12 protein-coding genes are annotated in these 25,708 nt (G+C 72.3%); 4 read left to right on the forward strand and 8 right to left on the reverse strand.

Translation table 11 applies throughout. The annotated features are described in order from the left end of the window. Positions 1–3 precede the first annotated feature (3 nt). The 8 genes from Asi03nite_RS10445 to Asi03nite_RS10480 form a co-directional block, all read right to left on the reverse strand. The gene (locus tag Asi03nite_RS10445) at positions 4–7,758 is read right to left on the reverse strand and encodes a non-ribosomal peptide synthetase (protein WP_203678467.1); all 7,755 of its coding nucleotides are present in this window, start codon (positions 7,756–7,758) and stop codon (positions 4–6) included. A gap of 10 nt (positions 7,759–7,768) precedes the next feature. Beyond that, positions 7,769–15,520, reverse strand: coding sequence for a non-ribosomal peptide synthetase (locus Asi03nite_RS10450; RefSeq protein WP_203678469.1), 7,752 nt, complete (start codon positions 15,518–15,520; stop codon positions 7,769–7,771). Between the two features lie 41 nt (positions 15,521–15,561). Beyond that, positions 15,562–16,749: an NAD(P)/FAD-dependent oxidoreductase gene (locus Asi03nite_RS10455; RefSeq protein WP_203678470.1), complete on the reverse strand. Its 1,188-nt coding sequence runs from the start codon at positions 16,747–16,749 to the stop codon at positions 15,562–15,564. Between the two features lie 158 nt (positions 16,750–16,907). Next, complete coding sequence (locus Asi03nite_RS10460; protein ID WP_239102583.1) at positions 16,908–17,159, reverse strand: phosphopantetheine-binding protein; 252 nt, start codon at positions 17,157–17,159, stop codon at positions 16,908–16,910. Beyond that, a complete protein-coding gene (locus Asi03nite_RS10465; RefSeq protein WP_203678471.1) occupies positions 17,156–18,730 on the reverse strand; it encodes an amino acid adenylation domain-containing protein in 1,575 nt (524 codons plus the stop codon). Before Asi03nite_RS10465 ends, Asi03nite_RS10460 begins: the two co-directional genes overlap by 4 nt. Positions 18,731–18,805: 75 nt before the next feature. Further along, entirely contained in the window at positions 18,806–19,507 is a 702-nt protein-coding gene (locus Asi03nite_RS10470) for an LmbU family transcriptional regulator (RefSeq protein ID WP_203678473.1), read from the reverse strand. 71 nt (positions 19,508–19,578) lie between these two features. Further along, on the reverse strand, positions 19,579–20,229 hold the full coding sequence (locus Asi03nite_RS10475; RefSeq protein WP_239102584.1) for an FMN-binding negative transcriptional regulator: 651 nt from the start codon (positions 20,227–20,229) through the stop codon (positions 19,579–19,581). Positions 20,230–20,261: 32 nt separating this feature from the next. Next, a complete protein-coding gene (locus tag Asi03nite_RS10480) occupies positions 20,262–20,477 on the reverse strand; it encodes an MbtH family protein (protein WP_203678474.1) in 216 nt (71 codons plus the stop codon). A 573-nt stretch (positions 20,478–21,050) separates the two neighbouring features. On the opposite strand from Asi03nite_RS10480, the gene Asi03nite_RS10485 reads away from it, so the two are divergent. The 4 genes from Asi03nite_RS10485 to Asi03nite_RS10500 all read left to right on the forward strand — a co-directional run bounded on the left by Asi03nite_RS10485 (position 21,051) and on the right by Asi03nite_RS10500 (position 25,530). Then, positions 21,051–22,004, forward strand: coding sequence for an ATP-binding cassette domain-containing protein (locus Asi03nite_RS10485; protein WP_203678475.1), 954 nt, complete (start codon positions 21,051–21,053; stop codon positions 22,002–22,004). Further along, a complete protein-coding gene (locus tag Asi03nite_RS10490) occupies positions 22,001–22,762 on the forward strand; it encodes an ABC transporter permease (protein WP_203678476.1) in 762 nt (253 codons plus the stop codon). Before Asi03nite_RS10485 ends, Asi03nite_RS10490 begins: the two co-directional genes overlap by 4 nt. 150 nt (positions 22,763–22,912) lie before the next feature. Then, positions 22,913–23,851, forward strand: a complete 939-nt coding sequence (locus Asi03nite_RS10495; protein ID WP_203678477.1) for an ABC transporter ATP-binding protein — start codon at positions 22,913–22,915, stop codon at positions 23,849–23,851. Further along, positions 23,848–25,530, forward strand: a complete 1,683-nt coding sequence (locus Asi03nite_RS10500) for an ABC transporter permease (protein ID WP_239102585.1) — start codon at positions 23,848–23,850, stop codon at positions 25,528–25,530. The genes Asi03nite_RS10495 and Asi03nite_RS10500 overlap by 4 nt, the downstream gene beginning before the upstream one ends. Positions 25,531–25,708 lie beyond the last annotated feature (178 nt).

The raw sequence follows: 25,708 nt of genomic DNA on the forward strand, positions 1-25,708 counted from the left end.
GAGTCACTCCTTAACGATCATCTGGCGGAGCAGGGGACGACGGGGAGCGGCCGACTTCTCCGACCACGAGGCCAGCGCGGCGACCGTCGGCAGGTCGAAGATCTTGCGGATCGGGATCTCGATCTCCAGTGCCGCACGGGCCCGGCTGATCAGCCGGGTGGCGAGCAGGGAGTGCCCGCCGAGCTCGAAGAAGCTGTCGTCGATGCCGACCCGCGGCACACCGAGCACCTCGGCGAACAGCGCGGCGAGGCGCTCCTCGCGGGGGGTGCGCGGCGCCCGGTAGGTGGCACCGGCGAACGTGGGCTCGGGCAGGGCGGCCCGGTCGAGCTTGCCGTTCGGGGTGAGCGGCAGCCGGTCGAGAACCACGAGGGCGGACGGCACCATGAACTCCGGCAGCCGCTGCGCGACGAAGGCGTGCAGCTCGTCGACGTCGACGCCGGCCCGCTCGCCGGTGGCGGCGGTCCCGGGCACGACGTAGGCGACCAGGTGCCTGCCGGTGCCGCGCCCGTCGCGGGCCAGCACCGCGGCCTGCGCGACGCCGGGGTGCGCGGTGACCGCCGCCTCGACCTCGGCGGGCTCGACCCGGAAGCCGCGCACCTTGACCTGCGCGTCGGTGCGGCCCGCGTACTCCAGCCGGCCGTCGCCGTCGATCCGGGCCAGGTCGCCGGTGCGGTACATGCGGGCGCCGGCCGGGGCGAACGGGTCGGCGACGAAGCGCTCGGCGGTCAGGCCCGCCCGGCCGTGGTAGCCGCGGCCGACGCTGCCGCCGACGTACAGCTCGCCGACCACTCCCGGCGGCACCGGGGACAGGCCCGGACCCAGGACGTAGGCGCGCATGTTGCCCAGCGGGGTGCCGATCGGCAGGCTTCCCGCCCGGCTGCCGGAATCGTCGGCGACGGTGAAGGTGGTGGCGTAGAACGACTCGCTCTGCCCGTAGGCGTTCACGATCCGGACGCCGGGGAAGGCCGCCCGGGTCTTCTCGGCCAGCGACGCGGGCAGCGCCTCGCCGGCGAACACCACGGTGCGCACGCGGGTCCGGCCGGAGATCTCGTCCACCAGCTCGGCGAACGCGGACGGGACGGTGGAGATGACCTCGCCGTCCCAGCCGGCCCGCTCCCCCAGGACCAGGACGTCGCGGACCACCTCGACGACGCCCCCGGCGGACAGCGTCGTGAAGATCTCGAACGCCGAGACGTCGAAGTTCACCGAGGTGCCGGCGAGCAGCCGCTTGCCGGGCGCCATGCCCACCCGCGAGGCCAGCTGCAGCACGCCGTTGACCACGTTCGCGTGGGTGATGGCGACACCCTTGGGCTGCCCGGTCGAGCCGGAGGTGTACATGACGTACGCCAGCTGCCGGGTGTGCAGCCGGACGCCGGGACCGGTGTGGTCGCCGGAGAGGTCGAGCGTGTCGAGCAGGACGTCCGGCGCGTGGTGCCCCGGCAGGACCCCCACCGTCGCGGAGTCCGTCAGCACCAGGCACGGGCGCGCCTGCTCGAGGACGGCCGCGAGGCGGTGGCTGGGATACCGGGGGTCGACCGGCAGGTACGCGCCGCCCGCCTTGAGGACCGCGAGCAGGGCGACGACCAGGTCCGCCGAGCGGGGCAGCGAGACCGCGACCACCGATTCCGGGGCCACGCCGCGGCCGAGCAGTTCACGCGCCAGCCGGTCGGCCCGGGCGTTGACCTCCCGGTACGTGAGCGAGGCACCGTCGGCCACCACGGCCACCGCGTCCGGGGTGCGCGCCGCCTGGGCCTCCACGAGCGCGGGGACGGTGACTTGCGGGGTGGGTGCGGCCGTGGCGTTGAAGGCGGTGAGCAGCTGCTCGCGTTCGGCCGGTTCCAGGAGGTCCAGCCGCGCCACGGTCAGGCCGGGGTCGGCCACGATCTGGCGCAGCAGGCGCCCGAGACGGGCCGCGACCACCCGCACGGTGTCGCGGTCGAGGACGCCCCGCGCGTACTGCAGGAAGAGCTGCAGATGCGGGTCGGCCGCGGCCATCAGGGTCAGCGGGTAGTTGGTGGCCGTGGACGGGCGCAGGCCGGTGAAGGCGATGCCGTCCGCGGCGTCGGCGGCGGCGTCGAGGCCGTCCTTGTCGACCGGGTACGACTCGAAGACGACCAACGTGTCGAACAGGGACTTCAGGCCGGTGGCCTGCTGGATCCCGGTCAGCCCGTAGTAGTGGTGGTCCAGCAGCCCGGCCTGCCGGCTCTGCAGCCGGGTGAGGACCCGGGCCAGCGGGTCGCCGGGGACGAACTCGACGCGTACGGGAAGGGTGTTGATGAACATCCCGACCATCGAGTCGACGTCCGGCACCGCCGGCGGTCGCCCGGAGACCGTCGCCCCGAACAGCACGTCCTGGCGGCCGGTGAGCTGACCCAGCAGCAGCGCCCAGGCGCCCTGGACCAGGGTGTTGACGGTGACGCCCCACTCCGCCGCGCGCCGCACCAGGGCGCGGGCCTCGTCCGGCGGCAGGACGACGTCGACCTGGTCGACGCCCTTGCCGCCGGTGCCGGCCGCGCCGGGGGCGAGCAGCGTCGGCTCCTCGACCCCGGCGAGCTCGGCCGCCCACACCCGGGCGGACTCCTGCTCGTCCTGCCGGGCGCGCCAGGACAGGAACTCGCCGAAGTCGCGGGGCGCGGGCAGCGCGGCCGGGTCGCCGCCCGAGGCGTAGAGCAGCAGCAGGTCGCGCATCAGCAGCGGCATCGACCAGCCGTCGATCAGCACGTGGTGGGCGGTGAGGACCAGTTCGGCGCGGCCGGGCTCGAGGAACACGAGGGCCATCCGCAGCAGCGGCGGGGTGCCCACGTCGAAGTGGGCGGCCCGGTCCTCGGCGAGGAACGTCTCGAACCTCTCGGTCCGCTGCGCCTCGCCGGCCGCGGTCAGGTCGAGATGGCGCCACGGCAGGGAGACCGTGCGCGGCACCAGCTGCACCACGCCGCCGTCCGCCCGGTCCACGAACGCCGCGCGGAGGCTGGCGTGCTGCTCCAGCAGGGCCTGCGCGGCCCGGTGCATCCGCCGTGGGTCGACGTCACCGGACAGGTGGAAGACCAGCTGCATGTGGTACGCGTCGAAGGAGCTGTCGGCCAGCATCGTGTGGAACAGCATCCCGGACTGCACCGGCGTAGCCGGCCAGATCGTGGTCAGCGGGCCGAACCGCGACTCCCAGCTGTCGATCTCCGGCTGGCGCACTTCGGCCAGGGGCGCGTCGCTCGGGGTGAGCCCGCCGGCGCCGGGCGCGGCGGCGTGCCGCGCCAGGGCGGTCAGCGCCCGCACCCACAGCCGCGCCAGCTCGGTCACCTCGTCGCGGCCGAGCACGCCGGTGGGGAAGCCGAAGTAAGCGGTCAGTTCCTCGCCGGCGGGGGTGCCCAGAGCGACCGCGTTGATCTCCAGCGCCGACAGCACCGGCATGTCCGCGTCCGGCGCGGCGATCAGGTCCCGGTAGCCGGTGTCGGGGGTCCAGCCCAGGCCGCGCAGCTCCTCCGGGATGTCCGCGCCGGAGGAGCGGCCCAGGTAGTTGAAGCCGATCTGCGGTTCGCGCGCCGCGGCCAGCACGGCGCCGGTCCGCGGGTTGAGGTGCCGCAGCAGGCCGTAGCCCAAACCGTTGTCCGGCACGGCCCGCAGCTGCTCCTTGACCGCCTTGATCGCGCGTCCGGCGGCCGGACCGCCCGCGAACGCCTCCGTCAGGTCGATGCCGGTCAGGTCCAGTCGCACCGGGAACATGGCGGTGAACCAGCCGAGGGTGTCCGACAGGTCGGCGCCGGGGATCAGGTGCTCCTCGCGGCCGTGTCCCTCCAGTCGTACCAGTGTCGAGGTCCCGGACCCGCCCCGGGTGCGCCGCCAGTGCGTCAGCGCCAGCGCTAGCCCGGTGAGCAGCCCGTCGTCGACACCGCCGCGGAAGAGCGCGGGCACGGTGGTCAGCAGGCTCTCGGTGACGTCCGCCGGCACCTGGACGAGGACCGTGTCCACGGTGGCCGTGACGTCGCGGGCCGGATCCAGCTCGCGGGCGCCCAGCACCGGCTCGTCGGCCCGCAGGATCTCCTGCCACACCGGCAGCTCGGCCACCCGGCGGTCGTCGGCGGCCTCGTCGGCCAGGGCGTGCGCCCACCGCCGCAGGGAGGTTCCGGTCGCGGCCGGCGCCGTGGCCCGCTCGCCGCGGACCTGCTGCCAGGCGGCCACCAGGCCGGGCACCAGGATGCGCCACGACACCCCGTCGACGACCAGATGGTGCAGCACGATCAGCAGCCGGTCGGCGCCCGGACCGGCGGTGAACCGGACGAACTGGGCCATGACTCCCGCGTCCGGGTCCAGCCGGTCGGCGGCGGCGTCCAGTTCGGCCTGCGCGTCGGCGTCGTCCAGGGACACCTCGCGCAGCAGCGCGCCGGCGTCGACACCGCCGGCCGGCGCCATGACGATGCCCTGCCGCTGCCGGTCGAGCCGGGACCGCAGCACGTCGTGCCGGTCCAGCACGGCCTGCAGCGTGGCGAGCAGCCCGGCTCGGTCGATGTCCTCGGGCAGGGTGAGCATCGCGGACATGCAGAACCGTCCGATCCCGCCGCCCAGCGCGAGCACGTGCGCCGCCGTCGGCGGCAACGGGGCCCAGCCCGCACCGCCGCCGGGGAGCTCGGCCAGGGTCACCCGGGCCTCGTCGGCCCGGCCGTCGACCAGCTCGGCGAGCCGGGCGACCGTCCGGTGCTCGAAGATCTCGCGCGCGGTGACGGCCACGCCGCGTGTCTTGGCCCGCGCGACGACCTGGATGGCCCGGATGCTGTCCCCGCCGCTGGTGAAGAAGTCGTCGTCGACGCCCACCCGGTCGGCGCCGAGCACGTCCGCGTACACCTCGGCGAGCAGCTGCTCCCCCGCGTTGCGCGGGGCCCGGTGCTCGGTGCCGGCGAATTCCGGCGCCGGCAGCGCGGCCCGGTCCAGCTTGCCGTTGGCGTTCAGCGGCAGCCGGTCCAGCACCACGAACAGGGCGGGCACCAGGTAGTCCGGCAGCCGCCCGGCCACGAACGTGCGCAGCTCGGCCGGTGACGGGGCGGTGCCCGGCTCCCCGCCGGTGCCGGCGGGCGCGACGTAGCCGACGAGCCGGGACCGGCCGGCCGGGTCCTCGCACACGGTGACCGCGGCCCGGCCGATCGCGGGGTGCCGGGTGAGGACCGTCTCGATCTCCGTCGGCTCGACCCGGATGCCGTTCACCTTCACCTGGGTGTCGGCGCGGCCCGCGTACTCCAGCTGGCCGTCGCCGTCGATCCGGGCCAGGTCGCCGGTGCGGTACATGCGCGTGCCGGCGGGGCCGAAGGGACACGCGACGAACCGTTCCGCGGTCGAGCGGCTGTTGCGGTGGTACCCGCGGGCGAGCCGGCCCGCGACGTACAGCTCACCGGTCACGCCGGGCGCGACGGGGGTGAGCTCGGGTCCCAGGACGTACGCGCGCAGGTTGGCCAGGGGCCGGCCGACCGGGACCGCCGCGGTGCCGACCGGCTCCTGCGCGAGCGTGTACGTGGTGGCGTAGAAGCTCTCGGTCTGCCCGTAGGCGTTGACCACACGGACGCCGGGCAGGGCGCGGCGCACCTCGCGGACCAGCTCGGCCGAGAGCGCCTCACCGGCGAAGACGACGGTCTCGACGTCGAGTTCGAGGCGGCCCGGGGCGTCGGCGGCCAGCTGGTCGAGCAGGGCGGAGAACACCGCGGGCACGGCGCTGACGGTGGTGCCCGACCAGCCGCCGCGTTCGGCGAGCTCGAGGATGTCGCGGACGATGTCGACGCTCGCGCCCGCGGTCAGAGCGGTGAAGATCTCGAACACCGAGACGTCGAAGTTCACCGACGTCGCGGCCAGCATCCGGGACCCCTCGGTGACCCGCACCGTCCGGCGCAGGTCCCGTACCCCGTTGACCACGCCGGCGTGGGTGACGGCGACGCCCTTGGGGATGCCGGTCGACCCGGACGTGAACATGACGTAGGCGAGGTGCTCCGGTGCGGTGCCGGCGTCCGGGAGCCGCGGTGCCGGGCCGTCGAGGCTCAGGTCACCGAGGTGCAGGACCGGCAGCGTGGTGGTGTCCGCCGCCGTGGTCCCGTCGCCGGTCAGCACCAGGGCCGGCTGCGCCGTGCCGAGCAGCAGGTCGACGCGGGCGGCCGGGTAGGCGGGGTGGATCGGCAGGTAGGCGCCGCCCGCCTTGAGCACCGCGAGCAGCGCGACCACCAGGTCCACGGACCGGGGCAGTGCCACGGCGACCAGGACGTCCGGCCCGACGCCGCGGTCCCGCAGCAGTGCGGCCAGCCGGCCCGCGCGGGCGTCGAGTTCGCGGTACGACAGCGCGGCCGGACCGCACGTCACCGCCGTCGCGTCGGGTGTGCGCGCCACCTGAGCGGCGACCAGCTGCGCCACGGTCGCCTCGGGCCCGGACACCGTCGTCTCGTTCAGCCGGGCCAGCTGCTCGTGCTCGGCGCCGGTGAGCACGTCCACCGCCCCGAGCCGGGCCGCGGGGTCGGCGGCCACCTGGCGCAGCACGCGTACGTAACGCTCGACCAGGCTCTCGGCGGTGGCGGGGTCGAACAGCTCGGTCGCGTACTCCAGCCGCCCGTAGGCCCCGCCGGACGGGGCCGGGACGATGTTGAAGAACAGGTCGAACTTCGCGGTCCCGGTGCCGACGGGCACCGGGGTGACCCGCAGCCCCGGGATGTCGATCCGCGACCACTCGAACTGCCAGGCCAGCATCACCTGGAACAGGGGCTGGTAGGCGGTGGTGCGGTCCGGGCCCAGCACCTCCACCAGGCGCTCGAACGGGACGTCCTGGTTGTCGTAGGCGGCCAGGGCCCGGTCGCGGACCTGGTCCAGCAGATCGCCGAAGGCCGGGTTGCCGGACAGGTCGGCGCGCAGCACCCAGGTGTTGGCGAAGAACCCGACCAGCTCGTCGAGTTGCTCGTCGGCGCGGCCCTCGATCGGGCTGCCGATCGTCAGGTCGTTGCCGGCGCCGAGGTGGTGCAGGAGCACGGCCAGCCCGGCCTGCGCGACCATCGGCGCGGTGGCGCCGTGCTGCGCGGCCAGCTTCGCGATGCCGGTGAGCAGCTCCGGGTCCAGCTCGAAGTCGACGTGGCCGCCGTGGTGGCCGGCCGTCGTAGGCCGGGGCCGGTCCAGCGGCAGCTGCACCGGCTGCGGCACGCCGGCCAATTCCGTGCGCCAGTAGTCCAGCTGGGCCGCGGCGACGCTGTCCGGATCGTCCTCGTCGCCGAGCACCTGCTGCTGCCAGACCGTGTAGTCCTTGTACTGCACCGCCAGCGGCGGCCACTGCGGCGCCTGTCCCCGGTGCCGGGCCGTGTACGCGGTCACCAGGTCCCGCAGGAACGGGCCCATCGACGCGCCGTCCGCGGCGATGTGGTGGAAGACGAACGCCACCACGTGCTCCTGCGGGTCGACCTGGAAGATGGTGACCCGCAGCGGGATCTCGGTCCGCAGGTCGAAGCCGTGGCGCACCGCGGCCCGCACCGCGGCGTCCGAGGCGTCCGGGGTGACGGTGAGGAACCGGGTCTGGAAGACCGCCTCCTCGCTGGGCAGCACCCGCTGCTCCGGCGTGCCGTCCGCGTTCTCCACGACCAGGGTGCGCAGGCTCTCGTGGCGGGCGACGATGTCGGTGACCGCGGCGACCAGCGCCGCGGTGTCCAGCGGCCCGTTCAGGCGCAGGACGAACGGGATGTTGTAGGTCGCGGACGGGCCCTCCAGGCGGTGGAGGAACCACATCCGGCGTTGGGCGAAGGACAGCGGGATCATCGACGCACTCCTACACGCTCATCGGGCGCAGCTGGGGGCGGTTAGAGGCGGACAACTTCTTGATCTGCGCCGCCAACTGGGCGACGGTCGGGCCGCGGAACACCATGGTGACCTTGACGTCGACGTTGAGTTCCTTGCGGATCCGGCCGATCAGGCGGGTGGCGAGCAGGGAGTGCCCGCCCTGTTCGAAGAAGTCGACGTCGACGCCGACCTCGTCCACCCCGAGCAGCTCGGCGAAGAGCCGGCACAGCACCTGCTCGGTGGGGTTGCGCGGCCCCCGGCCGGTCGCGGCGGTGGGGCGGTCCGGCGCCGGCAGCGCGTTGCGGTCGAGCTTCCCGCTCGGCGTCAGCGGGATCCGGGCCAGTGCCACGATCGCCGAGGGGACCATGTACTCCGGCAGGTTCTCCCGGACCAGCTCGGTCAGCGCCGCGCTGTCCAGCCGCGCCGGGTCCGTGCCGGAGGCCGGCACCACGTACCCGACGAGCCGCTGATCGCCCGGACGGTCCTCGCGCAGCACGACCACCGCGGTGGCGACCTGCGGGGAGGCGCTCAGGGCCTGCTCGATCTCGCCCAGCTCGATGCGGAACCCGCGGACCTTGACCTGGAAGTCGGACCGTCCGATGTACTCGACCTGGCCGTGCTTGTTCCAGCGCACCACGTCGCCGGTGCGGTACATCCGGCTTCCCGGCGCACCGAACGGGCAGGCCACGAAACGGTTGGCGGTCAGCCCGGTCTGCCCGAGGTAGCCACGCGCCAGCCCGGTGCCGGCGAGGTAGAGCTCGCCGGCCACGCCGGGGGCGACCGGGCGCAGCGCCGCGTCCAGCACGTAGACCTGGGTGTTCCACACCGGCGCACCGATGGGCACCCGGTCCGCGCCGGGCACGTGCTGCCAGGCGGTGACCTCCACCGCGGCCTCGGTCGGGCCGTAGAGGTTGTGCACCCCGCAGCCGGGCAGCAGTTCGACGGCCTTGTTGGCCAGCGTGGCGGGGAACGCCTCGCCGGCGACCTCCATCCAGCGCAGGCTGTCGCACTCCTTGGCCGCGGGCTCGCCGAGGAACGCCTCCAGCAGCGACGGCACGAAGTCCGCGCCGGTCACGCCCTCCCGCTGGATCAGGTCGGCCAGGTACGCGGGGTCCCGGCGGCCGTCCGGGCGGGCGATCACGATGGCGGCGCCGACCTGCAGCGGCGCGAACAGCTCGGGCACCGACACGTCGAAGCTCGCGGTGGTGCTCAGCAGCACCCGGTCCCCGGCGTCGACGTCGAAGTGCGCCAGGCCCCACTTGAGCCGGTTCATGATGGCCCGGTGGGCCACCTGCACGCCCTTGGGGCCACCGGTGGAGCCGGAGGTGTAGATGACGTACGCGGCGTTGTCCGGCGCGAGCGTGCGGTGCGGGTCCGTGGTGGGCCGGCCGGACACGTCCGGGGTGGTGCCGTCGAGCACGAGCAGCGGCTTGGCGCTGTCGAGCACCTGCCGTACCCGGTCCTCGGGAAGCTCGGTGTCCAGCGGCAGGTAGGCCGCACCGGCCTTGACCACCGCGTAGATCGCCACCAGCAGGTCGACCGACCGGGGGATGCGGACCGCGACCAGCTGTTCGGGTCCGGCGCCCCGCTCGATCAGCCAGTGTGCCAGCTGGTTGGCGCGCCGGTTGAACTCGCCGTAGGTGAGTCGCTCGCGGTCCCCGATCAGCGCCACCCGGTCGGGGTCGCGCCGCACCTGGGCCTCGAACGCGCCCGGCAGGGTGTCCGGGGCGACCGGCTGCGCGGTGTCGTTGATCTCGCGCAGCAACCAGTCGCGCTCCCGCTCGGAGAGCACGTCCACGGCGCTGACCGCGGTGTCCGGGTCCTCGAGGACCTGCTCCAGCACCCGTACGAGCCGCCCGGCGATCACCTCGGCCGCGTTCCGGTCGAAGATGTTCGTCTGGTAGTCGAGCGAGAGCCGCAGGTACGGGTCGGAGGAGTTGAGGGTGAGCGGGTAGTGCGAGCCGGCGAACGGCCGGATGCCGTCGATCGCGAAGCCGGCGGCGGTGTTCGCCTCGACGATGCCCGCACGGTCGATCGGGTAGTTCTCGAACACCACGATCGTGTCGAACAGCGTGGGCAGCCCGACCCCGCGCTGGATGTCGGCCAGCCCGTAGTAGTGGTGGTCGAGCAGCGCGATCTGCCGGTTCTGCAGCTCGGTCACGACCTGCCCGACGGTGTCGGACGGCTTGCAGAACGCCCGGGTCGGCAGGGTGTTGATGAACAGCCCGACCATTTCCTCGGAACCCGGCACGTCGGCCGGGCGGCCGTTGACCGCGGCGCCGAACACCACGTCCGGGCGGCCGGTCAGCTTCGACAGCAGGATCGCCCAGGCGCCCTGCAGCACCGTGTTCAGGGTGACCCCGAGCTCCGCGGCCCGCCCAGCGAGTCGGCGTCCCTGGTCGATCGAGAACGGCACCTCGACGCGCCCGAGGGCGGACGCCTCGCCGTCCGGCGGCGTATCCGCTGCCACCAGGGTCGGTTGGTCGAGTCCGGCGAGCTCTTGCTTCCACCGGGCGGCCGACGCGTCGCGGTCCTGCGCGGACAGCCAGGCCAGGTAGTCGCCGTAGCCGCGGACCGGGGCGAGGTCGTCCTCGGTCTCGGCGTACAGTCGGATCAGGTCCTTGATCACCAGGGGCGACGACCAGCCGTCGAACAGGGTGTGGTGGGCCGTGATCACCAGCTTGGCCCGCTGCGGTCCGCAGGTGAGCAGCGCCAGGCGCAGCAGCGGCGGCCGGGTGGGGTCGAGCTGGTCGGCCCGGTCCCCGGCGAGGAAGGCGTCCAGGGCGGCGTTCTGTTCCGCGTCGCCCTGCCCGGTCAGGTCGATGTGCCGCCAGGGCAGGGCGACGTGCTCCGGGACGACCTGGACGGGATCGCCGCCGGCCGTCGCGAGGAACGCGGAACGCAGGTTCGGGTACCTGCGCAGGAGCGCCTGACCGGCCGCGCGCATCCTCGTGGGATCGACGTGTCCGGACAGGTGCAGCACGAATTGCATGTGGTAGACGTCGAAGGCGCCGTCCGCGAGCGCGGCCTGGAACTGGATGCCGGACTGGCCCGGTGCCTGCGGCCACACCTCGGCCAGCCGGCCGTACCGCTGTTCCCAGCTCTCGATCTCGTCCTGGCGCACCGTCACCAGCGGGGCGTCGGAGGGGGTGAGGCCGCCGATCGGGGCGCGACCGGCGTACCTGGCCATGCCCCGCAGCACGTCGGTCCAGAGGTCGGCCAGTTCGCCGACCCGCTCGCGGGAGAGCAGCCCGGCGGGGAACATGCAGATGATCTGGAGCTGGGGGCCCTCGGCGGTGTCGACGGCGACCGAGTTGATCTCCAGCGTGGAGAGCGCGGGCAGGTCCGGGTCGGGCATCGCGATCAGCTCGCTGGACCAGGGCGCCGGCACCCACCCGTGGGCGCGCAGGTGCTCGGGCACGTCGGTGTCGGAGATCCGGCCGAGGTAGTTGAAGCCGATCTGCGGCGCCGGGTACTCGGCAAGCTGCTCGGCGGTCTCCGGGTTGAGGTAGCGCAGCAGGCCGTAGCCGAGGCCCTTGTCGGGCACCTCGCGCAGCTGCTCCTTGACCAGCTTGATCGCCGCCGCGGTGGCCGCGCCGCCGGCCAGCACGTCGGTCAGCTCCACACCCGGTACGGCGACGCGGGCCGGGTACATGCTGGTGAACCACCCGACGGTGCGCGACAGGTCGGCGCCGGGGACGGCGTCCTCCTCGCGGCCGTGCCCCTCCAGCCGCACCAGGGTGGGCTGCTGGGCGCCGCGCCACCGGTCCACCGCCAGGGCCAGCGCGGCGAGCAGCACGTCGGTAGCGGTCGCCCGGAACGCGGCGGGGAGCCGGGTCAGCACGGCCTCGGTGACCTCGGCGGGCAACCGCAGCCGTACGGTGTCGACGGTGCCCATGACGTCGACCGCCGGGTCGAACGGCCGCTGTCCCAGCGGCGGGTTCGGCACCTCCAGCAGGTCGCGCCAGTAGTCCAGTTCGGACTCGCGTTCCGGGGAGAGCGCCTCGGCCCGCAGCGCGGCGGTCCAGCGGCGGGCGGAGGTGCCGACGGCGGGCAGCGCGGCCGGGCGGCCGGCGCGGATCTGGTGCCACGCCTCGGCGAGGTCTGACATGAGGATGCGCCAGGAGACCCCGTCGACCACCAGGTGGTGCAGCACGATCAGCAGCCGGCCGGCGCCGGAGGGCGTGGTGAACCACACGAAGTCCGCCACCTTGCCGGCCTGTGGGTCGAGCCGGGCGACCGCGGCATCCAGCTGCGCCTCGGCCGCGGCCAGGACGCCCGGCTCCGCCCACTCGCCGGGGCAGGCGACCGGGTGGATCAGGTCGGTGGCCCGGACGCTGCCGCGCGGGCGCACGTCCAGAGCCGGCTCGTCGCCGGGCACCAGCCGGGCCCGCAGCAGGTCGTGCCGGTCGACGACGGCGTCCAGGGTCGCGGCCAGTCCGGTCGCGTCGATCCCGGCCGGCAGCTCCAGGACCATCGCCATGGCGAACCGGTCGGTTCCGCCGCCGTGTTCGAACACCTGCCGGGCCACCGGCAGCAGCACCATCGGCCCGATCCCGCCGTCCTCGTCCTCGGCGAGCGCCGGGGCCCGGTCGCGGCGCGCGGACGCCAGCTCGGCCAGCCGGGCCGCGGTGCGGCCCTCGAAGATCTCCCGGGTGGTGAGGTGCAGGCCGCGGGCCCGGGCCCGTGCCACCACCTGGATCGACCGCAGGCTGTCGCCGCCGATGGCGAAGAAGTCGTCGTCGATGCCGACCCGGTCGACGCCGAGCACGTCCGCGTAGGCCGTGGCGATGATGGTCTCGGCCTCGGTGCGCGGCTCGCGGTAGGCCTCGCCGAGGAACTCCGGCTCGGGCAGCGCCGAGCGGTCCAGCTTGCCGGTGGGGCCCAGCGGGAGCCGGCTCAGGGCGACGAACGCCGAGGGCACCATGTAGTCGGGCAGCCGGGCCGCCACGAACGTGCGCAGCTCGGCGGCGGAGGCCCCGGCCTGCACGTCGACGTCGCCGATGCCGCCGGCGCCGTTGTCGCCGACGGCGCCCTCACCGGTGTGCACCACGTAGGCGACCAGCCGCCGGCCGCCCGCGGGCACCTCGCGGCTGACCACCACGGCCTCGCGGATGCCGGGGTGCTGCGTGCACGCCGCCTCGACCTCGGCCGTCTCGATGCGGAAGCCGCGCACCTTGACCTGGTTGTCGTCGCGGCCGACGCATTCCAGCTGTCCGTCGGCGTTCCAGCGGACCATGTCACCGGTGCGGTACATCCGCTCGCCGGCCGGGCCGTACGGGTCGGCCACGTACCGCTCGGCGGTCAGGCCCGGGCGGGCGTGGTAGCCGCGCCCGATGCAGGCGCCGGCCACGTACAGCTCGCCGAGCACGCCTTGCGGCACCGGGTGCAGCCCCGGGCCCAGCACGTACGCGCGCATGTTGCCCAGCGGGGTGCCGATCGGCACGACGTCGCCGGGCGTCGGGTCCTGGTCGGCCGGCAGCGCGAAGGCGGTGGCGTAGAAGCTCTCGCTCTGCCCGTACGAGTTGATGATCCGTACGCCGGGACGCGCCTCGCGCACCTGGCGTGCCAGCCGGGCGGGCAGGACCTCGCCCGCGAAGACGACGGTACGCAGGTCCGGTGCCTTGTCCAGGTGGCCGACCAGTTCGCCGAGCACCGACGGGACCCCGCTGATCACGTGGCCGTCCCAGCGGTCGCGCTCGGCGAGCGCCAGCGCGTCGGGCACCACTTCGGCCGTGCCGCCGGTGGACAGGGCGGTCAGCAGCTCGAAGACGGAGACGTCGAAGTTGATCGAGGTGCCGGCCAGTATCCGCCACCCGGGCGCGGGGTCGAGCCGGCGGGCCAGTTCGGCGACGCCGTTGACGACATTGCGGTGCGTGATCGCGACGCCCTTGGGCCGGCCGGTGGAGCCGGAGGTGTACATGACGTACGCGAGGTTGCCGGGGGCCGGCGGCACCAGGGTCGTGTCGTCGCGCGACTCCCACTGCTCGCGGTCGTCGATGTTGATCACCGACAGGCCGTCGCAGGGCAGTTCGCGCGCCGTCGCGGTGTCGGTGACCACCATCCACGGGCGGGCCTCGGCCAGCACCCCCGCGGCCCGCGCGCCCAGGTACCGCGAGTCCATCGGCAGGTAGCCGGCGCCGGCCTTGCTGATGCCCAGCAGGCTGACCACCAGCTCCTCCGAGCGCGGCACCGCCAGCAGCACCAGATCCTCGGCCTGCACCCCGCGCCCGACCAGCTCCCGGGCCAGGCGGTCCGCCCGGTCGTCGAGTTCCCGGTAGGTCAGGGTGCGGCCGTCGCACACCACGGCGGGGGCGTCCGGCGTGCGGGCCGCCTGGAGCTCGACCAGCTTCGGGATCGTGTGGTCGCCCACCGGCGTGGCGGTGTCGTTGAACCGCGTCAGCAGCCGGTCCCGTTCCACGTCGTGCAGCACGTCGACGCTGTCGACGGGACGGTCCAGGTCGGACACCAGCTGGCCCAGCACGCGGGTGAAACGGGCCGCGAGGGCCTCGACGGTGGCGCGGTCGAACAGGTCGGTGGCGTACTCGAGCCGGATGCCGGCCCCGCCCGCCCGGTCCGGGATGATGTTGAAGAACAGGTCGAACTTGGCCGTCCCGGTCTCCAGCGTCTCCGCCTCGACCCCGAGGCCGGCGAAGGCCAGGTCGCCCAGCGGCTCCTGCCAGGCGAGCATCACCTGGAAGAACGGGTGGTACGCGGTGGAGCGGTCCGGGTTCAGCAGCTCCACCAGCCGCTCGAACGGCAGATCCTGGTTGTCGTAGGCGCCCAGGGAGCGGTCCCGCACCCGGTCGAGCAGCTGCCGGAAGCTCGGGTTGCCGCTGAGGTCGACGCGCAGCACCCAGGTGTTGACGAAGAACCCGACGAGGTCGCGCAGCTCCTCGTCGATGCGTCCGGCGATGGGCGCGCCGATCGGCACGTCGTCGCCGCCGCCCAGGTGGTGCAGCAGCACCGCCAGCGCCGCGTGCATCACCATCGACACCGTGACGTCCTGCTCCGCGACCAGTTTCTGCACGGACGTGAGCAGGGCGGGCTCGATGGCGAACTGCACCAGGTCGCCCCGCGAGTTCATCACCCGCGGGCGGGGACGGTCGGTCGGCAGGGCCAGCGGCTGGGACAGGGCGGCCAGCGCCTCGCGCCAGTACGCCAGCTGCCGGGCGGCCAGGCTCTCCGGGTCGGACTCGTCGCCGAGCACCTCCTGCTGCCACAGCGCGTAGTCGGCGTACTGGATCGGCAGCGGCTCCCAGCCGGGGGCCTGCCCCGCGCGCCGGGCCGAGTAGGCCGTGCTGAGGTCGCGCAGCAGCGGCCCGAGCGACTCCCCGTCCAGGGCGATGTGGTGCACCACCAGCACCAGCGTGTGGTCCTGAGCGGCGGTGCGCAGCAGCCGGGCGTGGATCGGCACCTCGGTCGCCAGGTCGAAGGTCTGCCGGGCGGCCTCGGCGACCGCGGCCGGCCGGTCCGCCGGCGCGATCGCGGTGAGCGGCAGGGCGAACGGTGCGGCATCGGAGGACAGGACCTGCTGGTACGGGACGCCGTCGTCGCCCTCGACGATCACCGTACGCAGGACCTCGTGCCGGTCGATGACATCCCGGAGCGCTGACTCGAGCGCCCCGACGTTCAGCTCACCGGTCAACCGCATGGCGAAAGCGCCGTTATAGGTCGGCGACGGACCTTCGAACCGGTCCACGAACCACAACCGGCGCTGCGCGAACGACAACGGAATCATTGTGTCTCCAATATCGGCGGACCTGGCGAGCAGATCGTCAGTCAGCTTTGGTCGAGCAGGGTGAGGAGTTCCTCGTTGTAGAAGTCGTCGATGGAAATCGCTCCCGACAGGGTCGAGAAATAGCGGTCGATCTGCTCCTGGTGACCGACCAGTTTGCGCAGCATCTCCGTACGTCCCTCGGGCTTGAGCTCGGCCACGTTGAGAGCACCCTGGTAATGGCTGAGGGTCTCGCCGCCGAGTTCGTTCTCGTAGCGCCGCAGCGCCGACTTGAGCGCGCGGTCGTCGTGCAGGTTCGGCCCGATGTGGTCGGTGAGGCTCTGCGCCTGCACGAAGGCCTCGGTGATGCCCCGGGCGGTGATGGAGTCCTTGTGGGTCACCGCGTCGCCGACCAGCGCCCAGCCGGGCCCGTACGCCTTACGGAAGAAGTTCTCCTGGTGCCCGGTGCCGTACATCTGCTCGACGCGCTCGCCGGCCCGCATCCGCTCGTACAGCTCGGGCGCGGTCGTGCGGAAGGTGTCGAGGTAGGCCGGCTCCACCGACTTGCGGACCGCCCCGAAGTCGGACTGCGGGAAATACGTCATCAGCAGGGTCAGGTCGTCGTTGGTGGGCAGCACACCGACCCACCGTCCGGGCCGCTCGTACAGCTCGAAGTCGGCCGGCACCCCGGCCCAGTAGCTGTAGTAGACGCAGGTCAGCCGGGCGTGCTCGATGACGTACGGCGCCCCGGCCTTGCGGGCCACCAGCGACCGCATGCCGTCGGCGCCGACCACCAGCCGGGCGCGTTCGGTGCTCTGCTGGCCGGCGGGCGTGGTGTACCTGACCCCGACGACCCGGTCGTCCTCGTACACCAGGTCGTTGACCGCGCAGGACTGGCGGAACTCCACGCCGGCCGCCACCGCGCCGTCGGCGAGCACGGGGTCGAGCACGTAGCGCCGCGGCGCGTACGTGGTCCGCAGGCCGTCGATCGGCAGGGAGAACCCCTCCACGCGCACGCCGGCGGCCTCGTACACCTGGCGGGTGATGGGCTGGCATCCGGTGGCGCGCAGCTTGTCGAGCAGCCCCCACCGGTTGAGCAGCGCCACGCCCTGCGTGTGCAGGTAATGCGAGGAGAGCGTGTCCTGCGGGAATTTCGCCTTCTCCAGGAGCAGGACACGGTATCCCTGCCGCGCGAACAGCATGGCCGTCGGCGAACCCGCACAGCGGGCACCGATGACAATCACGTCGTACATGACGCCTCTCTTAACCCAGCAAGGTGATGGAGACGGCCCGAATGAGGCCGGGGGAGGTCAGCGTTCACCCGCGGCGCGTGGACGCCGCCGATGAAAGAAAGGAACTGACCGGCCGGGTGAGCCGTTGTCGCGCGAGCGGGACGGCCCCCGGCGTGGTGCTACGTGGCGACCGTCTGCAGCGATTCGATGTACGCCGAGATGGACGCCACGGTCGGATTGCGGTACAGCTGGTCCACCGGCACCTCGACGCCGATCTCCAGCACGAAGGCGCGCTGGATCTTGGCCATGATCAGGGAGTGCCCGGCCAGGGCGAAGAAGTCGTCGTCGTACGCCACGTCGTCGTTCTGCAGCTCACGGCACCAGATGGCGTGCACTCGTTCGGCGATCATCACAGTCCTCTCGTCGGTCATCGGGGCGGCACCGTGGTCCGCAGCTCGTCGAGCAGCGCCGCGCGGTCGACTTTTCCGTGGGGGCTCAGCGGCAGCCGGGAGATGGTGCGGAAGTGAGCCGGCACCATGTTGCGCGGCAGCGCCTTCAGCAGCTGGGCGCGCACGTCCTTCTCGGCCGGCTCGTCCCCGGCGGGCACGAGGAAGGCCGTCAGCTCGGTCTCGCCGGAGTCGGTGCGCCCGACCACGACGGCGGCCTGCCGCACGCCGGGCAGCCGGCCCAGCGCCCGTTCGATGTCGTGCAGGTCGATGCGCATGCCGCGCACCTTCACCTGGGTGTCCATCCGGCCCAGGACGATGAGCTGGCCGTCGCCGGTGACGTAGCCGCGGTCACCGGTGCGGTAGATGCGCACCGGGGCGCCGTGCACCTGGATGGTCGTGAACCGCGCCGACTCGGGACCCGAGCCGTTGAGGTAGCCCGCCCCGACGCTGCGCCCGGCGATGCAGATCTCGCCGTGCTCGCCGGTCCGTACCCCGCGCAGCTCCTCGTCGACCAGGTGGATGTCGGTGTTGTAGCCGGGCCGCCCGACCGGGGCGACGTCGTGCTCGCCGCGCCGGTAGCCGGCGAGGTCGAACGAGGTGGCGACGTCCGCGCACTCGGCGACGCCGTACTGGTGCAGCAGGGTGCAGGTGTTGCCCTCGCGCCGGGCCCAGTCCAGGACCCGCTCGACGTGCAGCGGTTCGCCGCCGAAGAGCACGTAGTCGAGCCGGCTGAGCGTGTCGCCCCCGGCCGCGACCTCCCAGTCCACCAGCACGTAGAGGGTGGACGAGGCGCAGTGCACGACGCGGATGTCGTGCTCGCCCAGCAGCCGGTAGGCCATCGCGGGGTCGAAGTTGCGGCTCGCCATGAGGTGCTGGGTGGCGCCGCAGAACAGCGGCGCCATCAGGCTGCGCTGCGAGAGGTCGAAGCCGAACGCGCTGACCACGAGGTTGTGCGACCGGCGGTCCAGGCGGTACTCCCGCGACAGCCAGTTGAGCAGGTTGAACCAGTTCTCGTGCCGGACCGCGGTCAGCTTCGGCACCCCGGTCGAGCCGGAGGTGAAGACCGCGTAGCAGAGGTCGTCGCCGGTGACGGTGACGTCGGGGTCGGTCTCCGGCAGCGCCGCGAGCTGATCGGCCAGCTGCGCCAGGTCGATGACCGGCACGGTCGCGGAGTCCACCAGCTCGGCCGTGGCGGGAGAGGCGACGATCGCGGCCAGGTCGGCGATCTGCCCGAGCAGCAGCCGCAAACGCGCTTCCGGGTAGGCCGGGTCGAGCGGCACGTAGGCGGCGCCCGCCTTGAGGATGCCCAGGATGACGACCAGCATGTCGATCGAGTAGTCGAGGCAGACGCCGACCTTCGCGCCCCGGGCGTGCCCGCGCTCGGCGAGCAGAGCGGCGAACTGGTTGGCCTTCGCGTTGAGCTCTCGGTAGGACAGGCTCTGCCCGGCCCAGCGCACGGCGGTCGCGTCGGGGGTGGCCTTGGCGTGCGCCTCGAACCGGCGGTGGACCACGGGCACCGCGGGCAGGGGGACTCGTTTTCCGGGAAGAATCATGAATCAGCTCCGATGGGACGGGTGGCCGGTCGATCAGGACGCCGGAGCACCACGGGAGGGGACTTTCCGGCGTCGTCAGGCGACGCGCCGGTCGGCGGCGTCGAGCACACGGGTGACCCATTCGTCCACGGAGAGACCGTGCGCGGCGGCCACTCTGGCGTAGCCGTCCAGCCGGCTCGCGGACAGTTCGATGGTGAGCTTGGTGGTCGACCGGCGGCGCCGCTCCGCCCCCGCCGACTCGGCCAGCTGCGGGACGGCCTTGATCTGCTCGCCGTCGGCGACGGACGGTTTGCTGTCCTGGCTGCGCTCGGCCAGGCTGGCGCGCACCGATCGGCGCAGCTCGTTGCGCGACCACTTCTGCTGCTCGGCCTTGCGGAGCCAGTAGTCCTGCTCGGCCGGCGCCAGGCGGGCCAGCTCGGCGTGGTGGGCGAAGCTGAGGCTGTCGCGCCGGCGCTCCTGCTCGAACCGCCGGGCCACCCAGGCGTAGTTGCGCAGGGTCTGGTAGTCCAGGCCGGTGCGCTCGATCGCCTCGCGGTACGGCCGCCAGCCGAAGGCCGCCTCGCCGTAGATCAGCCAGTCGGCGAGCCACCAGGCCGACGAGTTCGCCAGCTCGCGCAGACTGGTCCCGATCTGCTCCCAGGCGCGCTCGGACATGTTCGGCGGGAAGTCCATTCCCGATTTCCGCACTGTCGTCTGTTTGCCGACGAACGAGGCCACGAATTCGTGTTGTGTGGACTTGCCGCTGGCGTTCGTGGGTTTGGCCCGGTGTTCGTCCATGGTTGTCGTCCCCCATTTATGTTCGCCGGCCCGCGGGGGTCGGCCGATCGATCCCCCCGCCGACCGGCGTGTCATCTGACTTCGGTCACCCTGCTCATGTAGTCCGCCACTTCCCGCTGCCGGCCGGCTGCTTCCTGGAAGTGGCGGCACACCCGGCCCTGGGTCTCGCCGTTCTGTTCCTGGCTGAGCTTGAAGATCGCCGTGGCGCGGGTGACCGTGAAGCGGAACGCGCCCACCCCCGGGAGGATGCGGCGGAAGTGACCGATCGAATCGGCCATGTCCCAGCCGGCCCCGAAGTCGGCCTCCAAGGTTCCCGCGGTGGCCCGCACCACCGACAGCGCTTCCTCGGCGGAATCGATCGGCTCGATCGCGCCGCGGAGCTGCGCCGCCGTGTAGTTCCAGGTCGGCGCGGCGGGAGTGTGCTGGTAGAGCGTCGGTGAGACATAGCCGTGCGGGCCGGCGAAGCTGAGCACCGCGGGCGTTCCCGGGCGCAGCGCCTTCCACTGGGGATTCGCGCGGTTCATGTGGCCGAGCAGCGTCGCTCCGGTCAGGTCCGTCAGCTCCTCGGCACCGGACCGCGGGTCCGGGATGACCGGCAGATGAGTGCCGAAGGGACCGTCCGTGTCAGTGCCGTTGGTCATCAGCATTGCCAGTGGATTGCGCCGCACCAGTTCCAGAATCCACTGCGCGTCAGGCTCGCGGTACATACGCGGCACGAACATGGGTCTCTCTCCTTCGCGGTATACGACGCCGGTCAGTCCGTCGCCATGGCTTCCCGCAGGCTCCGCGGGCGCAGGTCGGACCAGTTCTGCTCGACGTACTCGAGGCACTTGGCCCGGGCGTCCTCGCCGAAGACGACGCGCCAGCCGGCGGGCACCTCGGCGAAGGCGGGCCACAGGGAGTGCTGCTCCTCGTCGTTGACCACGACGTAGAAACGGCCGTCCTCGTCATCGAAAGGGTTCGTGCTCACGTGCCACCGTCCTTCAGGAGTCAGGAATTGCTTCGAGATACGAATACGGTGTGGCCGGGCGGAGCCTGCCGCCGGGCGTCGCCCGAAAGACATTGCCCGGCGCCGAATGGATTTGGTGGCCATCGTAGGTTTCGACCACCGACGCATGTCAAGGACGGCAGGACCCCTGAACAGCGGTGCTCACCCCAGCCCATTCCAGGGATTCTCCCGTCGTTTTACAAGATCGATTTTCCGCCCCCGGCGCCCCCTATTCGCACCCCCTCACCCCTAATCGGAGGTTCGCGCGCTCGACACGCCACCGTGGATGGATACGCTCACTTCACACAGCGCGCAGCGCCCGTGGGACCACCATGAGAAGGGAGGCCGAGTGCCCGATCGAGGGGTACACGCACACGTCGCTGTCAGGCGCACCATCCGGACGCCGACACCGGCGAGATCCCTTCGCCGCAGCGATGTTCACCGCGCCCGGAGATCGTCAGGAAGGTGCGATCTCGAATGGACCTACGGAGGACGGGCGAAACCAAATCAGCGTCGGGTCGACTGCGCTTCGAGTCCGACAAGAATGGTGGAGAAATGAGAAGTTCAGCGATTTCAGTCTCGGGGCTGCGCAAGAACTACGGCGACAAGGTAGTACTGGACGGGATCGACTTCGACGTCCCCGCCGGCTCGATCTTCTCGCTGCTCGGCCCGAACGGGGCCGGCAAGACCACGACCGTGAACATCCTGACGACGCTGATGCGCGCCGACGGCGGGACGGTGCGGGTCGCCGGGCACGACGTCGCGTCCGCGACCAAGCGGGTGCGCTCGGCCATCGGTGTGACCGGCCAGTTCGCCGCGGTCGACGAGCTGCTGTCGGGCCGGGAGAACCTGCGCCTGGCGGCCGACCTCAAGCACCTGCGCTCCGGTGACCAGGTGGTCACCGGGCTGCTGAAGCGCTTCGATCTGATGGAGTCGGCGGACAAGCTGGCCTCGACCTACTCCGGCGGCATGCGCCGCAAGCTCGACCTGGCGATGACACTGGTCGGCAACCCGGAGATCATCTTCCTGGACGAGCCGACGACGGGTCTCGACCCGCGCAGCCGGCGCACCATGTGGGGCATCGTCCGCGAGCTGGTCGCGGAGGGCACCACGATCTTCCTGACCACCCAGTACCTCGAGGAGGCCGACCAGCTCGCCGACCAGATCGCGGTGCTCTACCAGGGCCGGCTGGTAGCCCGGGGCACCCCCGAGGAGCTCAAGCGCCAGGTCCCCGGCGCCCACCTGCAACTGAGGTTCGCCGACCTGCACGACCTGGGCTCGGCCGCCCGGATCCTGGCCGGCTCCACCCGCGACGACGACGAGCTCACCCTGCGGGTGCCGCACGACGGTCAGCCACGGTCGGTGCTGGCCCTGCTCAACCGGCTGGACGAGCACATGATCAACCTTCGGGAGTTCACCGTCCGTACGCCCGATCTCGACGACGTCTTCCTGGCCCTGACCGACACCACGAGCACCAACCACTCGCGTGAGGAGGCGACCGTACGATGAGCGCTGTCGCGACGTCCTTCGGCGACTCGGCGGTCATGCTGCGTCGCAACCTCAAACACACCCTGCGCAACCCCACCACCGTGTTCAACGCGATCCTCTTCCCGATCGTGATCATGCTGATGTTCGTCAAGGTGTTCGGCGGCGCGTTCAGCGTCGGCTCGAGCTACATCAACTACGCGACGCCGGGCCTGCTCGTGATGGCCGTCAGCTACGGGCTGAGCGCCACCGCGACCGGCGTCAACTCCGACATGACCAAGGGCATCATCAACCGGTTCAAGGTCATGGACGTCTCCCGGGGCGCCGTGCTGACCGGGCACGTGGTCGTCACCACGCTGCGCTGCCTGGTGGCCTGCGCCGCCATCGTCGGGGTCGCGTTCGCCCTGGGATTCCGGCCCAGCGCGAGTGCCCTCGACTGGCTCGCCGCGGTCGGTCTGGTCGTGCTCCTCGGCTTCGCGGCCGGCTGGCTCACCGTCGCGCTGGGCCTGGCCGCGAAGAGCGTGGAGTCGGCGGGTGTGGCCACCGTGCCGCTGATCATGCTGCCGTTCCTGAGCAGCGCCTTCGTCCCCGCCGAGTCCATGGGTGCCGGCGTGCGCCAGTTCGCCGAGTACCAGCCGTTCACCCCGATCATCGAGACCCTGCGCGGGCTGCTGATGGGCAACCTGTCGACCGGCAGCGCGATCGCCGCCGTCGCCTGGTGCGTCGGTCTGGCGCTTGTCGGATACCTCTGGTCGGTCTCCACCTTCAACAAGCGGGCCTGAGCCTGCGGCGCCCCGTCCCCTGTCCGCGTCCCCCGCCCTGCCGCCGTCTCGGCGCTCCCCCGCCGAGACGGCGCCGCACGGTCCGCTCGTCGTGACGACGGATCGACCGACGCCGGCACCCACCCGCCCCTCTTCCACCTGGATGTGACCATGTCTCAGAACCCCGTCGACATCATCGACCTGCACAAATCCTTTGGCTCCGTCAAGGCGCTCGACGGCCTTCAGCTGACCGTCCGTCCCGGTGAGGTCGCCGGCTTCCTCGGCCCCAACGGCGCCGGCAAGTCGACCACGATCCGGGTGCTGCTCGGGCTGCAGCGCCCCGACTCCGGCACCGCCAAGTTGTTCGGCGGTGACGCGTGGAACGACGCCGTCGCCCTGCACCGCCGGCTCGCCTACGTTCCCGGTGACGTGAGCCTGTGGCCCAACCTGACCGGCGGCGAGGCCATCGACTACCTGACCCGGCTGCACACCACGTCGGGCAACCGCGCGCAGCTGAAGCGGCGCAAGGCCGCCCTGCTCGAGCACTTCGAGCTGGACCCGACCAAGAAGGCGCGCACATACTCCAAGGGCAACCGGCAGAAGGTGGCGCTGGTGGCGGCCTTCCTGGTCGACCCCGAGCTCTACATCTTCGACGAGCCGACCTCCGGGCTGGACCCACTGATGGAGGCGGTCTTCACCGACAACGTCCAGCAGGTCAAGAACGCCGGCAAGTCGGTGCTGCTGTCCTCGCACATCCTCAGCGAGGTCGAGAAGCTCTGTGACACCGTCACCATCATCAGGAGCGGTCGTACGGTCGAGTCCGGCACCCTCGCCGAACTGCGCCACCTGACCCGCACCACCGTCAGCGTGCTGGTCGCGCAGGACCCGGCGGCCATCACCACCATCCCCGGCGTCCATGACGTCACCACCACCGTCGGCAGCGGCGCCACCCGGGTGGACCTGTCCGTCGACAACGCCCGGATGGGTGCCGTGCTGACCGCGCTGACCAGGCTGGACGTCCGTGGTCTCACGGCCACCCCGCCTTCGCTGGAGGAACTGTTCATGCGCCACTACGGCAGCGAGCGTGACCTGGAGGCGGTGTCCCGATGAGCGCGCCGACCTTGGACGTCGCCCGGCGGGCACCGGCCGGTCGCACCGCACCGCCGCAGACCTCGGCATCGGCCGCCGCGCTCGCGGGCACCGGGTATCTGCTGCGCTTCATGCTGCGGCGCAACTGGGTGCGGCTGACCGTCTGGACCGGCGCCCTGGTGCTGTTCTGCGGGTACTACGTCGTCGCGATCAGCGCCGTCTACGTCACCGCCGCGGACCGGCAGAACCGGGCCGCTGCGATGACCAACGCCGGCGGCACGCTGCTGGCGGGTCCCGGGTACGGGCTGGAGAACTACACGATCGGCGCGATGTTCACCAACGAGATGGCGCTGTGGCTGATAGCGCTGCTGGCCACGATGAACATCCTGCAGATCGCGCGCAACACCCGCGCCGAGGAGGCCAGCGGCCGCAGTGAGCTCGTCCGCGCCCTGCCCGTCGGGCGGCACGCGGCCAGCGTCGCGGCGTTCCTGGTCGTGGTGATCGCCGACGTGGCCTTCGTGGTGTTCGGCAGCGCGCTGCTGATCGGCCCCGGGCAGCTCGCCCCGGCGGACACGTTCACGCTCATGACCGGGGTCGGGCTGACCGCCCTGGTCTTCGCCGGCATCACGACGGTGACCAGCCAGCTGACCGTGCACAGCCGCGCGGCCTCCGGTCTGGCCTTCGCGGTGCTGGCCGCCGCGGTCCTGATCCGCGGCATCGGCGACATCCAGGAGCGGCACGGCAGCTGGCTGTCGTGGTTCTCCCCCATCGCCTGGACCCAGCAGACCCGGGCGTACGTCGACGTGCGCCTGTGGCCCCTGGCCGTGAGCCTGGTGGCGATCGTCGTGGCGCTGGCCGCGGGAGCCGCCCTGGCCTCCCGGCGTGACCACGGCGGCGCTCTGCTGCAGGGCCGGATCGGCCGGGCCGACGCCGCCCCGTCGCTGGCCGGCCCGTTCGCTCTGGTCTTCCGCCAGCAGCGCGGCACGCTGCTGTGGTGGCTGGTGGGCTGCGTGGCGATGTTCGGTCCGGCCGGGCTGTTCCTCGGCGCCGACTCCGGGTCCGCCATCAAGGACATCGCCGGTCAGAACTCGCTGACCGCGGAGATCTTCGGCTCCGACCCGATCGCGGCCTTCCTGGCCATCATGATGCTGCACAACGCGCTGGCCGTGGCCGTCTTCACCACCGCGGCCGTGTTGCGGGTCAAGCCCGAGGAGGACGAGGGCCGCCTCGGACTCAGCCTGTCGCGGGCGCTGTCGAGGACCAGCTCGCTGCTCGCCCACCTGGCGGTCGCCGGGATCGGCGCGCTCGTCCTGCTGCTGCTCGGCGGCGCCCTGCCGCTCTGGGTGGGCACTCTGCTCTCCGGCAGCGACACCAGCCTGCTGGTGCTGCTCACGAGCGGCGGAGCGTTCGCCCTCGGCATCGGCGTGCTGATCGCCTTCACCGCGGTGCTCTACGCGTGGCTGCCCAAGGCCACCCCGCTCGCGTGGGTGCTGTGCGGGCTCGTGATCGTGGAGCGGTTCTTCGGCTCGGTCCTCGACATGCCCACCGTGATCAAGGCCCTCTCGCCGTTCTACTGGGTCGGCAACTACCCGAAGGACCCGATCGACCCGGTCAACCTGATCGGCCTCGGTGCGGCGACGGCGGTCCTGCTGGCGCTGGCGGTCACCGGCTTCCGCCGGCGCGACATCAACGCCGGCTGAGCACCATTCCATCCCCGGGTCACCGCGTGGCGTCGACCTTTCTCGCGGCCGTGCCCGCGACCGCGTTCGCGGTCGCGGGCACAGCCGTGTCCGGCCGCCCGCGGTGCCGGCCGGCGCCGGCCGCAGGGCGTTGCCGGCCGGCACCACTTCAGACCTGACGACGCGGGCTCTGCCAGGT

It is taken from the genome of Actinoplanes siamensis, assembly GCF_016862395.1.
GTDB lineage: Bacteria > Actinomycetota > Actinomycetes > Mycobacteriales > Micromonosporaceae > Actinoplanes > Actinoplanes siamensis.

What these genes read in the sequence shown, in the direction of transcription:
- Asi03nite_RS10475 (WP_239102584.1), bottom strand. Translation starts at nt 20,229, where the DNA reads ATGTTCGTGCCGCGTATGTACCGCGAGCCTGACGCGCAGTGGATTCTG.
- Asi03nite_RS10490 (WP_203678476.1), top strand. Translation starts at nt 22,001, where the DNA reads ATGAGCGCTGTCGCGACGTCCTTCGGCGACTCGGCGGTCATGCTGCGT.
- Asi03nite_RS10495 (WP_203678477.1), top strand. Translation starts at nt 22,913, where the DNA reads ATGTCTCAGAACCCCGTCGACATCATCGACCTGCACAAATCCTTTGGC.
- Asi03nite_RS10500 (WP_239102585.1), top strand. Translation starts at nt 23,848, where the DNA reads ATGAGCGCGCCGACCTTGGACGTCGCCCGGCGGGCACCGGCCGGTCGC.
- Asi03nite_RS10450 (WP_203678469.1), bottom strand. Translation starts at nt 15,520, where the DNA reads ATGATTCCGTTGTCGTTCGCGCAGCGCCGGTTGTGGTTCGTGGACCGG.
- Asi03nite_RS10465 (WP_203678471.1), bottom strand. Translation starts at nt 18,730, where the DNA reads ATGATTCTTCCCGGAAAACGAGTCCCCCTGCCCGCGGTGCCCGTGGTC.
- Asi03nite_RS10485 (WP_203678475.1), top strand. Translation starts at nt 21,051, where the DNA reads ATGAGAAGTTCAGCGATTTCAGTCTCGGGGCTGCGCAAGAACTACGGC.
- Asi03nite_RS10460 (WP_239102583.1), bottom strand. Translation starts at nt 17,159, where the DNA reads ATGACCGACGAGAGGACTGTGATGATCGCCGAACGAGTGCACGCCATC.
- Asi03nite_RS10455 (WP_203678470.1), bottom strand. Translation starts at nt 16,749, where the DNA reads ATGTACGACGTGATTGTCATCGGTGCCCGCTGTGCGGGTTCGCCGACG.
- Asi03nite_RS10445 (WP_203678467.1), bottom strand. Translation starts at nt 7,758, where the DNA reads ATGATCCCGCTGTCCTTCGCCCAACGCCGGATGTGGTTCCTCCACCGC.
- Asi03nite_RS10470 (WP_203678473.1), bottom strand. Translation starts at nt 19,507, where the DNA reads ATGGACGAACACCGGGCCAAACCCACGAACGCCAGCGGCAAGTCCACA.